This is a genomic window from Clostridioides sp. ZZV15-6388 (assembly GCF_020657755.1).
Lineage (GTDB): Bacteria > Bacillota > Clostridia > Peptostreptococcales > Peptostreptococcaceae > Clostridioides.
This window is the reverse complement of record NZ_JAGWCU010000031.1, coordinates 1-14385: the sequence shown is the minus strand read 5'-3', so window position 1 is coordinate 14385 and position 14385 is coordinate 1. Positions and strand designations below refer to the sequence as shown.

The 14385-nt window shown below is 28.8% G+C and carries 13 protein-coding genes; 11 read left to right on the top strand and 2 right to left on the bottom strand.

Going from position 1 to position 14385, the window contains the following annotated elements:
• Positions 1 to 98 precede the first annotated feature (98 nt).
• From hisC to KGF48_RS15860, 6 genes are all read left to right on the top strand, one after another.
• Positions 99 to 1202, top strand: coding sequence for a histidinol-phosphate transaminase (gene hisC, locus KGF48_RS15885; protein ID WP_227840924.1), 1104 nt, complete (start codon positions 99 to 101; stop codon positions 1200 to 1202).
• Between the two features lie 32 nt (positions 1203 to 1234).
• Positions 1235 to 1453, top strand: a complete 219-nt coding sequence (locus KGF48_RS15880; RefSeq protein WP_227434869.1) for an indolepyruvate ferredoxin oxidoreductase subunit alpha — start codon at positions 1235 to 1237, stop codon at positions 1451 to 1453.
• Between the two features lie 16 nt (positions 1454 to 1469).
• Complete coding sequence (gene vorB, locus KGF48_RS15875) at positions 1470 to 2519, top strand: 3-methyl-2-oxobutanoate dehydrogenase subunit VorB (RefSeq protein ID WP_227434866.1); 1050 nt, start codon at positions 1470 to 1472, stop codon at positions 2517 to 2519.
• Between the two features lies 1 nt (position 2520).
• Positions 2521 to 3261: a thiamine pyrophosphate-dependent enzyme gene (locus tag KGF48_RS15870; RefSeq protein ID WP_227828824.1), complete on the top strand. Its 741-nt coding sequence runs from the start codon at positions 2521 to 2523 to the stop codon at positions 3259 to 3261.
• A 2-nt stretch (positions 3262 to 3263) separates the two neighbouring features.
• The gene (locus tag KGF48_RS15865; RefSeq protein WP_227840925.1) at positions 3264 to 3803 is read left to right on the top strand and encodes a 2-oxoacid:acceptor oxidoreductase family protein; all 540 of its coding nucleotides are present in this window, start codon (positions 3264 to 3266) and stop codon (positions 3801 to 3803) included.
• A gap of 124 nt (positions 3804 to 3927) precedes the next feature.
• Positions 3928 to 6027, top strand: a complete 2100-nt coding sequence (locus tag KGF48_RS15860) for an acetate--CoA ligase family protein (RefSeq protein WP_227840926.1) — start codon at positions 3928 to 3930, stop codon at positions 6025 to 6027.
• Positions 6028 to 6296: 269 nt separating this feature from the next.
• Here the strand turns inward: KGF48_RS15860 and KGF48_RS15855 are convergent, their stop codons facing one another.
• Both KGF48_RS15855 and KGF48_RS15850 read right to left on the bottom strand, forming a co-directional pair.
• Complete coding sequence (locus tag KGF48_RS15855; protein WP_227840927.1) at positions 6297 to 6812, bottom strand: ferritin; 516 nt, start codon at positions 6810 to 6812, stop codon at positions 6297 to 6299.
• Between the two features lie 99 nt (positions 6813 to 6911).
• Positions 6912 to 8123, bottom strand: a complete 1212-nt coding sequence (locus KGF48_RS15850) for an ROK family transcriptional regulator (RefSeq protein WP_227840928.1) — start codon at positions 8121 to 8123, stop codon at positions 6912 to 6914.
• Between the two features lie 246 nt (positions 8124 to 8369).
• On the opposite strand from KGF48_RS15850, the gene KGF48_RS15845 reads away from it, so the two are divergent.
• From KGF48_RS15845 to KGF48_RS15825, 5 genes are all read left to right on the top strand, one after another.
• Positions 8370 to 8708, top strand: coding sequence for a hypothetical protein (locus KGF48_RS15845; RefSeq protein ID WP_413894815.1), 339 nt, complete (start codon positions 8370 to 8372; stop codon positions 8706 to 8708).
• A gap of 558 nt (positions 8709 to 9266) precedes the next feature.
• On the top strand, positions 9267 to 10709 hold the full coding sequence (locus KGF48_RS15840; RefSeq protein ID WP_227828819.1) for a cell wall-binding repeat-containing protein: 1443 nt from the start codon (positions 9267 to 9269) through the stop codon (positions 10707 to 10709).
• A gap of 81 nt (positions 10710 to 10790) precedes the next feature.
• On the top strand, positions 10791 to 11144 hold the full coding sequence (locus KGF48_RS15835; protein ID WP_227841466.1) for a hypothetical protein: 354 nt from the start codon (positions 10791 to 10793) through the stop codon (positions 11142 to 11144).
• A 218-nt stretch (positions 11145 to 11362) separates the two neighbouring features.
• Positions 11363 to 12184 (top strand): histidinol-phosphatase HisJ family protein, encoded by an 822-nt coding sequence (locus KGF48_RS15830; RefSeq protein WP_227841467.1) that lies wholly within the window; start codon positions 11363 to 11365, stop codon positions 12182 to 12184.
• 273 nt (positions 12185 to 12457) lie between these two features.
• Positions 12458 to 14341, top strand: coding sequence for a glycoside hydrolase family 13 protein (locus KGF48_RS15825; RefSeq protein WP_227868234.1), 1884 nt, complete (start codon positions 12458 to 12460; stop codon positions 14339 to 14341).
• The last annotated feature ends 44 nt before the right edge of the window (positions 14342 to 14385 follow it).

The following is a 14385-nucleotide window of genomic DNA, read 5'->3' as shown; positions in this document are numbered from 1 at the left end:
AAAAAATTTGAGTAAATGACTTAGTTTAGTTGTTAGAGTAAGTAGGCGCAATAGCGTTTATATAAATGAAAATACATATACAGGGGGGACTTTTAAAAATGATAGAAAAATTATTGAGAAATACAGTAAAAGAATTACATCAATATGTTCCAGGCGAACCAATAGAAAAAGTAAAAGAAAAATATGGTGTAAAAGAAATAATAAAACTAGCTTCAAATGAAAATCCTCTAGGACCATCACCAAAAGCAATGGAAGCTATGATTGAAATGTTAAAACAAGGTCAACTTTATCCAGAGCCAGAAGCTAATGAACTTAGAAGAAAATTGGCTGAAAAATTGGATTTAAAACCAGAAAATTTCATTGTTGCTAATGGCGCGGATAACGTTATCACACTAATAGGTGAAGCATTTATAAATAGAGGAGATGAAGTTATATACTGTGACCCAACATTCCCATCTTATAGAACAGCAACTGTTAAAAATGAAGGAATACCAGTAGAAGTACCTTTAACAGAGGATTATAAGTATGATTTACAAGGTATATTAGATAAGATTACAGATAAAACAAAATTAATATGTATATGTAATCCTAATAATCCAACAGGAACAATTGTAGATGATAAAGAATTGGAAGAATTTTTAAAGAAAGTCCCTGAAAATATTATAACTATATTAGATGAAGCATATATAGAATTTTTAACAGTACCTAATTATGTGGATGGTCTTAAATATGTAAGAGAAAATTACAATGTTATAGTGACAAGAACTTTCTCTAAAATATATGGTCTTGCAGGACTTAGAGTAGGGTATGGTATTGCTAAAGATGAGATAATAAGAACTTTATTTACAGTAAAAGAACCTTTCTCTGCTAATCGTGTTGCGATAAGTGGAGCAACAGCCGCACTTGATGATGATGAATTTATAAAGGAAACATATGAGTTAAATAGAGCTGGAATGGCTTATTTCAAAGAAGAGTTCACAAAAATGGGATTTGATGTTGTAGATTCACAATCAAACTTCATTTATGTAGATATGAAAACAGATATACCTAAGTTATTTGAAGACTTAAAACAAAGAGGTTTTGTAATAAGACCAAATGCTACACATGCGCGTGTAAGTATTGGAACTATGGAAGAAAACAAGAAATTTGTAGCAGTTTTAAAAGAAATATTAAATCTTAAAGAAGAACCAAGTATTAGTTAATAGATAGAAATATTACGAAATGGGGTGTAACTATGAGTTTAAAAATAAACGCAGAGAGATGTAAAAGTTGTGAATACTGCGTTATATCTTGTAAAAAAGGAGCATTAAAAATATCCGATAATATAAACACAGAAGGATATACTCATGTAGAAGTTGATGAAAGCAAATGCATACTTTGTGGAATTTGTTATCAAGTATGTCCAGATAATGTATTTGAAATAATTAAAGAAGAAGCATGTCAAGAGGCTTAAAAGGAGTTGGGAGAATATGAAAAAAATGTGGAAGGGGAACCACGCCATTGCAGAAGCAGCTCTAAGAGGTGGTTGTGAATTTTATGCAGGATATCCAATCACACCACAAACAGAGGTAATGGAATTTTTATCACATAGAATGTCTGAACTTGGAAGAACTTTTATACAATCTGAAAATGAAATGGCTGCTATATATATGGTATATGGAGCATATGCAAGTGGAATGAGGTCTATGACAAGTTCTTCAGGGCCAGGAATATCTTTAAAACAAGAAGGAATCTCATATTTATGTGCAAACCATTATCCTTGTGTAATTGTAAATGTACAAAGATGGGGACCTGGTCTTGGTTCACTAGATTCAGCACAAACAGACTACCTAAGAGACACTAGAGGGGGAGGAAATGGAGATTATCATTTAATAGTTTATGCACCAAATAGTATTCAAGAAACTGTAGATTTAATGTATAACTCATTTGATGTAGCGGAGAAATATAGAGTTCCTGTTGAAATTTTGACAGAAGCAGCTTTAGGTCAAATGATGGAACCAGTAGAGTTTCCTGAATTTAAGAAAAGAGAAGAAGACTTAGGTTGGACTTATGATGGTAGTAATAGAGACCATGCAAAAGTTCCAGATAACCAAAAACCAGCTTTTTGTATGGAAAAGCGTATGAGAATAACTGAAAATGAACAACAATGGGAAGATTATCAAGTTGAAGATGCAGAATATGTGTTTGTAGCGTTCGGTATACCATCAAGAACAACTATGAATGCTGTTAGAAGACTTAGAGAACAAGGAGAAAAAGTTGGAATAATAAGACCAATAACAGTGTGGCCTTTCCCATATAAAGCATTTGAAAAGGTAAATAAAGATGTAAAAGGATTTATCTCAGTAGAGTCAACTGATACAGGTCAGTTAGTAGAGGATGTTGCATTAGCTTCAAAGAAAATATGCAAAGAAAATGTACCTGTTTATGGATTATTTAGTGGAAATCATATACCAAAAACATTACAAGTAATGGACACTTACAGCAAAATAAAATCTGGCGAAATTAAGGAGGTGTTCTAATATGGCTACAGATAGATTAACACCTAGCATTGTTTCAATACCAAACAAATTTTGCCCAGGTTGTGGTCATGGAATAGTAAACCGTATAATAGCAGAAGTGATAGAAGAAAATGGATATGAAAAAAATCATGTATTAACTTTAGGCGTTGGCTGTGTTTGTAATATGAATTTTAGCTGGAATGGTGATAAGATGCAAACTGCACATGGTAGAGCTTCATCTACAGCCATAGGAGTTAAAGTAGCACGACCAGATATGTTAGTTATGACTTATCAAGGTGATGGAGATGCATATGTTATAGGTCTTTCTGAAACATTAAATACTGCATATAGAAATCATAATATAACTGTATTTGTAATAAATAACAATAACTTTGCAATGACTGGTGGTCAAATGTCATGGACTACTATGCCAGGTCAAGTTACAACAACAAGTGTAAATGGAAGAGATATAAAAACTACTGGTAGTCCATTAAAAGTTCCTGAAATGGTGGCAAATTACTTTGATGTAGCCTATGTAGCAAGAGGTTCAGTTCATAGCCCAAAAGAAATAATTAATCTAAAAAAATATATAAAGAATGCTATAGAAGCTCAATTAAATGGAGAGGGATATTCATTGGTTGAAATATTAGCACCTTGCCCAACTAACTGGGGTGTATCATTAGAAAAATCTATCCAGTGGATGGAAGAAGAAATAGTGCCATATTATACTCTTGGCGAATTTAAGCAAAGGGATGGTGAATAGTTATGGAAAAAGAGTTAGTATTTGCAGGATTTGGTGGTCAAGGAGTCTTAACTTTAGGTTTAATTGTAGCTGAATCAGCACTTGAATTAGGAAAACAAGTTACTTGGATGCCAGCATATGGTCCAACTATGAGAGGTGGAAAAGCATATAGTGTGGTTAAATTTTCTGATGAGAGTATAGGTGGACCTGATATGGAAGAAATAGATGTTTTAGTAGCGATGAATAAGCCATCCTTAGATTATATAAATTTAGTAAAAGAAGGAGGAACAGTAGTTATTAATACGTCTGCGATAGATGAAAATATAGTATTAAGAGAAGATGTAAATGTAGTTAAAATAAATTGTCAGGAATTAGCTCAAAAGGCAAACAATCCAAAAGCTGCAAATGTAGTAGTTCTTGGAGCATTGATTGCAAAAACAGGATTATTTGAGAAAGAATTAGCCATAAAAACTATGTGTGATTTCTTTGAGGAAAAAGGAAAAGGCAAATTTAATGTTCAAAATGAAGCAGCATTCATGGAAGGCTATAATAACGCCATTTAATAAATTACCCTTATCTTAAGTGATTCATCTCAAGATTTAACAAATCTTAAGTGCCAAGAGAAGCTTTATCTTGAGATAGAATTCACTTAAAATCACAACTATAAATATATAGGAGAGTGAATTTATGAGTTTGGAAAAACTTATTAGACCAAAGAGTATTGCTATAGTAGGAGTTACTGATAAACTTGGCTTTGGTAGAAGTGCAGCACTTAGTATAGTAAAAAGTAAAAATACAGACAGAGTATATTATGTAAATCCCAAAAGAGAAGAATTATTTGGGAGAAAGTGCTATAAGACAATACAAGAAGTTCCAGAAGTTGTAGACTGTGTGGTAGTATGTACACCTAGAAATGTAGTTCCATCTGTGTTAAAAGATTCTGGAGTATTAGGAACAAGGGCAGCAGTGGTATATGCGAGTGGATTTGCAGAAGAAGGAACAGAAGATGGAGTAGATTTAGAAAATCAACTTATAGAAATATCTAATACATATGATATGAAAATATTAGGTCCAAACTGTATGGGATTATTAAACTGCATAGATAAAGTTAATCTATGGGCTGGTGGTTCTAAGTGGGATTTGGATACTAAAAAACCAGGGATAGGAATTGTAGGGCAGAGTGGATTTATAACTGCAGAAATTGTTTCAAGTGATTATTTTAATATATCTTATGGTTTTTCAACAGGAAATGGAAATATAGTTACACTAGAAGATGCAGTAGATTTTCTTGTAGATGATAATTATGCATCAGTAATAGCTATTTATCTTGAGGGACTAAAAAATCCTCAAAAATTTATAAATGCACTAAAAAAAGCAGCTCAAAAAAGAAAACCAGTAATAATCTTGAAATCAGGAAGGTCAGAAAAAGGAGCTATATCAGCTGCTTCTCATACAGGAAACTTAGCTGGTTCAAGTAAAGCTTTTGAGAGTATTTTTGAAAAGTATGGAGTAATTTCTGTAGAGAATTTAGAACAATTTATGAGTTTAGCTCAGGCTTTTAGTGTTTTAGATGGTAATTTACCTAAAAATTCTAATTTTGCAGCAATAAACTTCTCAGGGGGAGAAAATACTATTTGTGCAGATTTAGCAGAAGAAAATTGTGTAGAACTTGCAGAAATATCCACTGAAACTAAAGAAGAGATGAAAAAATATCTTCCAGGATTTGCAACACCTAAAAATCCATTGGATGCTACAACTGCATTATTTCATGAAAAAGATATGATAGTAGGTTTATTACACACATTTGATAAAGATGATAGTGTTGGATTTACTATGATAGGTGCAAATATAAGAGATGAAGAAAATGAAATGCATGAGACTCTTTGTCAAGCTGTAAGTGAAGCTAGAGAACAAGGATTGAAGAAGCCTGTATTTGCAGTTCCTACACTTGAAGGAAATAGATATCTAAATTATAGGGCTAGATTAGAAAATAGTCAAGTACCTATAATGTCATCAGTTGGAACTACATTTACTTGTTTCAATAAAATGGCTAAATTTGTAGATTATGATTATTCAAAGAGAACTTTAGAATTTGAAGCTGTTAAGAAAAGAGACTCAAACAATGTAGTAGCCTTATCAGAATTAGATAGTAAAATTGAAATGAAGAAATATGGAGTACCAGTGCCAGGTCAGGGTATTGCAAAAAGTATTGATGAATTAGATAAAATTTTGAAGTACATCAACTATCCTGTTGTATTAAAAATAAACTCTTCAGAGATATTACACAAATCTGATGTTGGAGGAGTCAAAGTAGGAATCAATAATAGAGAAGAGGCAATAAGTGCATATAATGAGATTTTAATTAATGTAAAAGAAGCAAAACCAAATGCCAAGATTGATGGTATATTGGTTCAAGAAATGGTTGAAAGTGGAATAGAAATAATTATTGGTATAACTAATGATGACCAATTTGGACCAATGCTATTAGTTGGTTTAGGTGGAGTATTTGTAGAAGTATTTAAAGACACTACTTTATATCCATTACCTATAAATCATGATGAAGCTATAATGATGCTTAAAAAATTAAAATCATTTAAGCTTTTAAACGGATACAGAGGTAGCGAACCTTGTGATGTTGATGCTCTTGCAGAAATGATGGTTAAATTAGGTAAATATGCTTATGAAAACAAGGATGAGGTTAAGGAAATAGATTTAAATCCTGTATTTGTATATCCTAGGGGAAAAGGTGTATGTGCAGTAGACGCTTTAATAGTTAAATATAAATAGTTAACAAGTTTTGGTATTCAACCATAATCAAAGTAGCGACTGAAAATCACACTAATTTATAGATTGTGATTTTCAGTCACCCCACATTTAATTATAGAATACTTTAAGTTAAAAATAGAGTTTTAAATATGATTGTAAAATAGAAATGTATAAAAAGTAAAATACTACATATAAGACAAATCATAAAGGGTGTTTTAATGAATAGAATCAATCTTGATTTTCATTAAAACACCCTATCTATTATACTAAAAATTTTAACGTTAATATTTTTATATTGTTACAGGTGGATTTGTTGGTGCTGAATATATACGAGTAGCCAATTCTTGGTCTACAAAGAATAACCCACCTTCTCCAGCAAGTTTAACACGTTTTATATTGTCTTCGCAAGTTGTCTCTTCTTCTGCTTGTTCAGATATAAACCAAAGTAAGAATTGAGAAGTTCTAAAGTCTGCTTCAGAGTTTGCTACAGCAGCTAGATTGTTTATTAAAGCAGTAACCTTTTGTTCATGAGCTAATGTACGTTCAAGAATATCCATTGCAGAAGTGAAGTCTGCATCTGGCATTGGTATAGCATCAAGTTGAACTTTTCCTCCTACATTATGTAAGTATTTGTAAAAATACATAGCATGGTCTGTTTCTTCTTTATATTGAACATAAAACCAATTAGAAAATCCTTTAAGTCCTTCTGCTTCAAGGTAAGAAGACATAGAAAGGTAAAGATATGCAGAATATAATTCATGGTTAATCTGTTCATTAAGTAATTTTTCCATTTTAGCTGAAATCATTTTTATACCTCCAAATTTTAAACGCTCTTATAAGATATAATAATATTAAATGGAAAAATATTCAACAAAACTAATTAAATATTTTAATATTTTACATGTTTAATCAAAATTTATACTACCATTAAAAAAATTATAGCTTACTATGGCTACAGAGCCAATTAGTGGTGCATTTGCTCCAAAATTTGAATGTCTTACATTTATTTTTTTATATTTAGAAAAACTTGCTGAAGCAGTCAATTTTTTTAATAATGTATTTTCTATAAATGTACCAGGGATATTAAAGTCATAACCTATTATTATAGAACTACAATCAATTAAGGTAAGTGTATTTACTAATGCATATGATATATATGTACAAAATTCATCAAGCAAAAACATCCCTAGATTATCCTTGTTATTGGCTTCATCTATTAACTTGACTAGAGAAAAATCTTTACAATTAATTAGTGGAGAATCTGGATAAATATGACTTAATGATTCAATTCTTTTAATTAACTTACTCACACTTGTATAATAGTCTAGACATCCATTATTTCCACAACTACATACTGGACCACTAAAATTAATAGATGTATGTCCTATTTCACCACTTTGACCTAAATTACCAGTGTGAAGTTTATTTTCTAATACTAAACCAGCTCCAATTCCATTCATTATATGTAAATATATATAATTTTGAATATCTTTGCCTAGACCATACATTTTTTCAGCCAAAGCACCTGCATTAGCATCATTTATCAAAAATATAGGTAAATCAGATATTTCTCCTATAAAATTTACTATGTTTAGGTTTGATACATTTCCAAAGTCTGGAGGATTTAATATTATACCATTTATATTATCTACAGGACCTATTGAAGAAATGCCAATTCCAATTATATCTCTTTTGTTATTTTTCATTATTTTAGTAAACATTCTTTTTATTATATCTTTTAAAACATCATTTGACAGATATTTAGGGTAAGTCTCAAAAAGTTGTTTGACAATATTACCTTTTAAATCCGCAATGATTACCTTACAAATATTTCTTCTTATCAAAATGCCACAAACACAAGGAGATATATTAGAAATATCTAATAAAATAGGTTTACGACCTGATGAATGTGCATTTAAAGTTGATGATTCTATCTCTCTAATCATGTTTTCATTAATAAGCTCAGTGACTAGATTTGATAAAGTCATTTTAGTAAGACCTGTAGATTTAGCTAAATCAACTCTAGACATAGGAGTATTTGTAGAAAGTAGTTTCAGTATTATTAACTTATTTTTAATTTTTACATCTTTTATGTTAGAACCTTGTTTGTTGCTCATTGGAAATCTCCTTAAAAAAGTTAAGTATTTTTATGTATTTTCATATATATACTATGACCTTATAATAAAATAACATTTGATTAAGTTCGAAAATACCATTAACTAGAATATATCACATTATATATTAGAATAGCACTAAAAATATGTTATAATAGGATGAAAAAATATTAAAGTAAATTAAGGTATATAATAATAAATTAGAATTTGAGGTGAAATACTATAGATAATTATACAAAAGAAGAATTGGTGGAAACACTGAGAGTAGTATCTTCAGTTATCAGTAGATGTGAAAAAGCACAACTAAAGTTTATGGAAGGGACTTCTCAACACTCACTCCTTAAGAATAGGATAAAAGCGATGTATATTTCGAAATCATTAATAACAGAGGAAAATATAATCGATAAATATACAAAAGAAGAATTAATAGAAGCACTACGACCTGTATCTTCAAGTATAAATAAATGTGAAAAAGCACAGTCAAAATTTGCAGAGGGTACTACTAATTACAAACGATTTAGAAATATAATAAAAGCAATGTATATTTCTAAATCATTAATAACAGACGAAATTAATAGAAGAAGTTAAATTCCAGATTTTTAAGTTATTATAAGCTTATTTTTTAGGTTATTTTGAAAAAATAATTATTTATATTTCTAAAATGAGAAAGTCACTTTATATAATCAATTGGAATAATAGAAAGCCACTTAAATGCTAGATTTTGTGGCTCTTTTTGATTTATTATGCTTAGAATTTCCTAATAAATTTGTCAAATTACTTATTTAAATTAAGTTTTAATTTTTATAATATATTTATTCAATAATAAAAGTATTATATAATTTATGATAAATTTTTATATGCAATAAATTTCATTATTGTATAATTTTAAAATAAATATAAGGTGTATTTATCAATTTTTATTACAAATTGTTACCGAATATGTATGTATTAGAACTGAAATATGGGAAATTGTAACTAAAATGTAAATTTTTTCTCTAATCTATCTAATATTATGGAAACTTTTTGTAATTTATGATATAATAAGAAACATATAATTATTAAATTATAATAAATGACTATAGCGTAGATGTATTACTATGTTATAGTCATTTTTGGATTAAGCTTGATATATCAAGGGGGAAGAATATGAGAACAATTAAAAGAGTTTTAGCATTAGGTTTAACATTAGCTATATTTCTAATGAATGCACCTAATGTAAGTGCATTAACATCAGATACCATTAAAGGTAAGAACATATATGAGACGGCTGGATTAATAGCAGATAAAACGAGCTATGATACAGCCATTGTGGTAAATATGGATAGTTCTATAGCAGATGGTCTTTCAGCAAGTGGTCTTGCTGGTGCTGTAGATGCTCCAATTTTGCTTGCTCAAAAAAGTAACATACCAAATGAAACAAAACAAAGATTAAAAAATGTAAAAAAGATATACATAATAGGTAAAGAGTTGTCAATAAGTAAGTCAGTAGAAACTGAGCTGAAAAATACAGGAGCACAAGTAACTAGATTAGGTGGAGATGATAGAATAAAGACTAGTTATAGTGTTGCCAAAGAAGTAAGTACCATTAAAAAAGTTGATGAAGTTATATTAACTAATGCATATAAAGGAGAAGCTGATACTATAAGTGCTGCACCTGTCTCAGTAAGAGATGTAGCTCCTATAGTACTTACAGATGGAAAAAGTGTTCCTTTTTCAACAAGTAATGTAAAATCATATGCTGTAGGTGGAAGTATTTCTATGAGTACTAGTTTAGTTAACAAGACTAACTCTAAGAGACTTGGTGGTTCAGATAGATATGATACAAATAAAAAAGTTATAAAAGAATTTTATCCAGATTCATCAGAATTTTATTTAAGTGATGGATATGATTTAGTGAATGCTCTTACAGGTTCTACAATTGCTAAAGATAATCCAATTGTACTAGTATCAGAAGATAGTGATAAATCCATACTAGCAGGAGCAGATAAGATTACTAGACTAGGTTCAATAAGCGATAGTGTGTATAATAAATGTGTTTCTGCTGCACAGAATAATGGTGATTCATCTACAAAAGGGGATTCACCTATAAAAGATGAGACAAGTATATTAGGTGAACCAACAGCTAGTTTAGAAGCTTGTCTAAAATGGGCTAAATCTAAAAAAGCAAATGATTTATTTATAGAATTGATACCAATACTATATGATACAGCTGTTCAAGAAGGTGTAAATCCTGTTTTAGCAGTAGCTCAATCAGCAAAAGAAACTGGTTTCTGTAATTTTGGTGGAGTATTAGATGCATCATTTAAGAATCCTTGTGGACTTAAGACTTCTGTTGGTGGTTCTGATACTGACAAAAATGCACACTCAAGATTTGATACTTGGGAAGAGGGAATACTAGCTCAAATTCAACATTTATGTCTATATGCAGGACAAGAGGGCTATCCACTTTCAAATCCAGTAGACCCTAGACATGAAAAATCTTTATTTGGGAAAGCTAAAACAGTTGAAAGTCTTTCTAATAATTGGGCTGGTGGTCAATATGGACAAGACTTAGTTAGAATGATGGGAGAAATTGAGGCGACAAAGTAATTAAATTATTAATTTAAAAGCTATATTTATTGGGTTTCATTTAAATAGCTAATTTAAAATTACAAATAAGGAAAATTTATCATGAAAAAAAGTAATGTTTTTAGTATTATATTTCCTACAATCATAATGTTATTAATGTTTTTAACTTTTGCTACAGATATATTTAATATACCAGATATTCCTGCCAAAGGGATTTTTGTAATAGGTATGGTTTTGATTTTTCCAATTGCTTTTTTAATTCAAGGGATAGTTTGTGTATTGAGTAAAACTAACTTGATTTTATCACTTGTAGTATCTTTAATAACTTATATAATATTAATGTATATATTTTTAAATGATTCAGCATATATCTATGTTTTACTTTATGCAGCCTTTTATATGATTGGATATATAACCACTAAGATTTGTCAAAAAATGCAAATTTTTAAAAGATAAATTAAATAAAATATATTAAACAAAATGTATTAATAAGGAAGTGTCTGAATTGATTTTATAAAATCAATTTAGACACTTCCTTTTTTGTATAAAAATAAGGTATTTCTTTAAAGAGGAAGTATTGTAAATAAAATTTAACTATTATCATTTTCTTTTAACAATTGTATACAATAAACCTGTAGTATAATTAAGGTAGATAAAATAAAGGGAGGGATAATATGAATTTAATTGATAATCATATTCATACTAATTTTTCAAGTGATGGAAAGGATTCAATGGAAGATACAATAAAAAAAGCTATAAGTATAGGTGTTAGATATTTGACTTTTACAGACCATTTAGAGCATGATGAAGGTAAGGGATTTTGTATAGATTATAACAAATATGTCCCAGTGTTTAATAAACTAAAAGAAAAGTATAAAAAGGATATAGAGTTATTATTAGGTGTTGAAGTAGGATATAGAAAACATTTAAAAAATGAAATAAAAGATGTAATAAATTCACATCCTTTTGATTTTATATTGTGTTCAACTCATACAATTGATAATGTACCTGTTCCATCGAAAAAATACTTTGAAGGACTTAGCAAAGAAGATGCATATTATAAATATTTTAATAGTATACTTGAAACTAATCATGAATTTAAAGATTATAATATATATGGACATTTAGATTATATATCTAGATATGGGATATATTCAGATAACAGAGTAATATATAATGACTTTAAAGATGTTATTGATGAAGTCTTAAAGTCAATAATTAATAATGGAAGTGGAATAGAGTTAAATACATCTGGTTATAGATATGGATTAAATGCTATACATCCAAATGAAGATATCTTAAAAAGATATAGAGAACTTGGAGGTTTTATAGTTACTGTAGGTTCTGACTCTCATAGAGTAGAAGATATATGTAAAGATTTTGATGTGGCTTATGATATGCTTAAATATCTTGATTTTAAATATGTATCATTATTTAAAGAGAGAGAAACTTATTTTTTAAACATAGAAAAAGTTAAATCTAATAATATAGCATAGGGAGCTAATATAGTATATATAGTCTTTTTAAATAATTTAAAAGTTAGTATAAAAATTAATAGTATGACATTGTATCCTCTAGGAAAATACTAGAGGTTTTTATTTTGCAAAAAATAATAATAAAGATAAGATTTATTTTAATAAAAGTGATTATTGTAGCTTAGAAAACTATTGTTATGATATTTAACTATTATATCTTTTTATTATGATATAATAGTTAAATATATTGACCTATCTTTAAATTATGTAAATTATTAGAAAGAAGGGATAAAGTTGTCTAATAAAAATAAAGAAAATATAACTTTAAACAATCAAATCACAGAATCAACTCAACAAACTTTAACAAAAGAAGCTATATTACATATACCAATGAGCAACTATGCTTATGGCTATGATAGAGAAACATTACATATAAGAATTAGAACTAAAAAAAATGAGGTAAAAAAAGTGACCTTAAGGATAGGAGACCAATATGTATGGGACAAAGGAGGTGCAGGAGGAGGGAATCTAAATGCATCTGGACTTGGTTGGTCTGGTGGAACAAATATAATGATGAACAAAGAAGTAGAAACAGAATTATTTGATTATTGGATAGCTGAGTGTAAGCCTTTAAATAAACGTTCGAGGTATGGATTTATAATAGAAGGTCAAGAAGAAAAAATTTTATTTACAGAAAAAAAGATAATAAAATTAGGAAACGAAAATGATGAGAAAGAGTTATGTGAAATAAGTAATTTTTTTGGATATCCATATTTGAATCATATAGATATACCTAAAGTCCCAAATTGGGTAAAGGATACTGTTTGGTATCAAATATTTCCTGATAGATTTTCAAATGGAAATCCATCTATAAATCCAGAAGGAGTAGATATATGGGGAGCTATTCCAACAAGAGATAATTTTACAGGTGGAGATTTACAAGGTGTAATAGACCACCTAGATTATTTGAGCGATTTAGGAGTAAATGGAATTTATTTTTGTCCTATTACAGTTGGAAAAACTAATCATAGATATGATACGATGGACTACATGGAAATAGACCCTACCTTAGGTGATAAAGCTACTTTGAAAAAACTGATAGAAGAAGCACATAAAAGAAATATAAAAATAATGTTGGATGCTGTATTTAATCATATAGGATATTATTCTAAACAGTGGCAAGATGTAGTTAAAAATAAGGATAATTCGAGATATAAAGATTGGTTTTATATAAAAGATATGAGTAAAGTTGATACTCCAATAAAAGAAATAGATGAAAAAAACATACCTTATGAAACTTTTGGGTGTGAAAAATACATGCCGAAACTTAACACAGAAAATTCAGAAGTAATAGAATACTTATTGAGTGTAGGGAGGTATTGGATACAAGAATTTGATATAGATGCATGGAGATTGGATGTATCAAATGAAGTAGATCATGTTTTCTGGCGAAAATTTAGACAAGAGATTAAAATAATAAAACCTGATATATACATATTGGGAGAAATTTGGCATGGAAGTTTACCATGGTTGATGGGAGACCAATTTGATTCAGTTATGAATTATTTAATGTCAGAAGCTATGAAACAATTCTTTTGTACAAATGAGATAAATGCTGAAGAATTTAAATATATGATAAATGATGTAATAGTAAGTTATCCAATGCAAGTTAATGAAGTTATTTTTAATTTACTTGGAAGTCATGATACCACTAGGATATTGACTTATGCAAATGGGAATATAGATAAATTTAAACTTGCGTATTTATTTATGTTTATACAATCAGGAAGTCCTTGTATATACTATGGTGATGAAATAGGAATGCAAGGAGAACTAAGTCCAGTATCTGAAGGACAAAGAAAATGTATGGAATGGAATGAAGAAAAGTGGAATAAAGATATATTTGATTTTATGAAGAAGATTATTAGACTTCGTAAATCAAATAGAGAACTTAGAACTGTATCAAATGAATGGATACTAGCAGATAAAAAAAATGGAACAGTTATATTAAAAAAAGAATCTATTACAGTAATAATAAATAATTCATCCAAAGATTTAATCTTAAAGTTACCAGATTATTTGGTGAATAGAAAAGTAAAAGATTTATATGAAGAAAAGATAATTGATTTAAAGGAAGAAATAACATTAAAAAAATACGAGTTTATTATTTTAAAATAATGTAACAATGTGCTTGATTTAAAATTAACTATAACTTTTTATAT

Coding starts and splice junctions, on each gene's coding strand:
- hisC (WP_227840924.1), top strand. CDS start 99: ATGATAGAAAAATTATTGAGAAATACAGTAAAAGAATTACATCAATAT.
- KGF48_RS15880 (WP_227434869.1), top strand. CDS start 1,235: ATGAGTTTAAAAATAAACGCAGAGAGATGTAAAAGTTGTGAATACTGC.
- vorB (WP_227434866.1), top strand. CDS start 1,470: ATGAAAAAAATGTGGAAGGGGAACCACGCCATTGCAGAAGCAGCTCTA.
- KGF48_RS15870 (WP_227828824.1), top strand. CDS start 2,521: ATGGCTACAGATAGATTAACACCTAGCATTGTTTCAATACCAAACAAA.
- KGF48_RS15865 (WP_227840925.1), top strand. CDS start 3,264: ATGGAAAAAGAGTTAGTATTTGCAGGATTTGGTGGTCAAGGAGTCTTA.
- KGF48_RS15860 (WP_227840926.1), top strand. CDS start 3,928: ATGAGTTTGGAAAAACTTATTAGACCAAAGAGTATTGCTATAGTAGGA.
- KGF48_RS15855 (WP_227840927.1), bottom strand. CDS start 6,812: ATGATTTCAGCTAAAATGGAAAAATTACTTAATGAACAGATTAACCAT.
- KGF48_RS15850 (WP_227840928.1), bottom strand. CDS start 8,123: ATGAGCAACAAACAAGGTTCTAACATAAAAGATGTAAAAATTAAAAAT.
- KGF48_RS15840 (WP_227828819.1), top strand. CDS start 9,267: ATGAGAACAATTAAAAGAGTTTTAGCATTAGGTTTAACATTAGCTATA.
- KGF48_RS15835 (WP_227841466.1), top strand. CDS start 10,791: ATGAAAAAAAGTAATGTTTTTAGTATTATATTTCCTACAATCATAATG.
- KGF48_RS15830 (WP_227841467.1), top strand. CDS start 11,363: ATGAATTTAATTGATAATCATATTCATACTAATTTTTCAAGTGATGGA.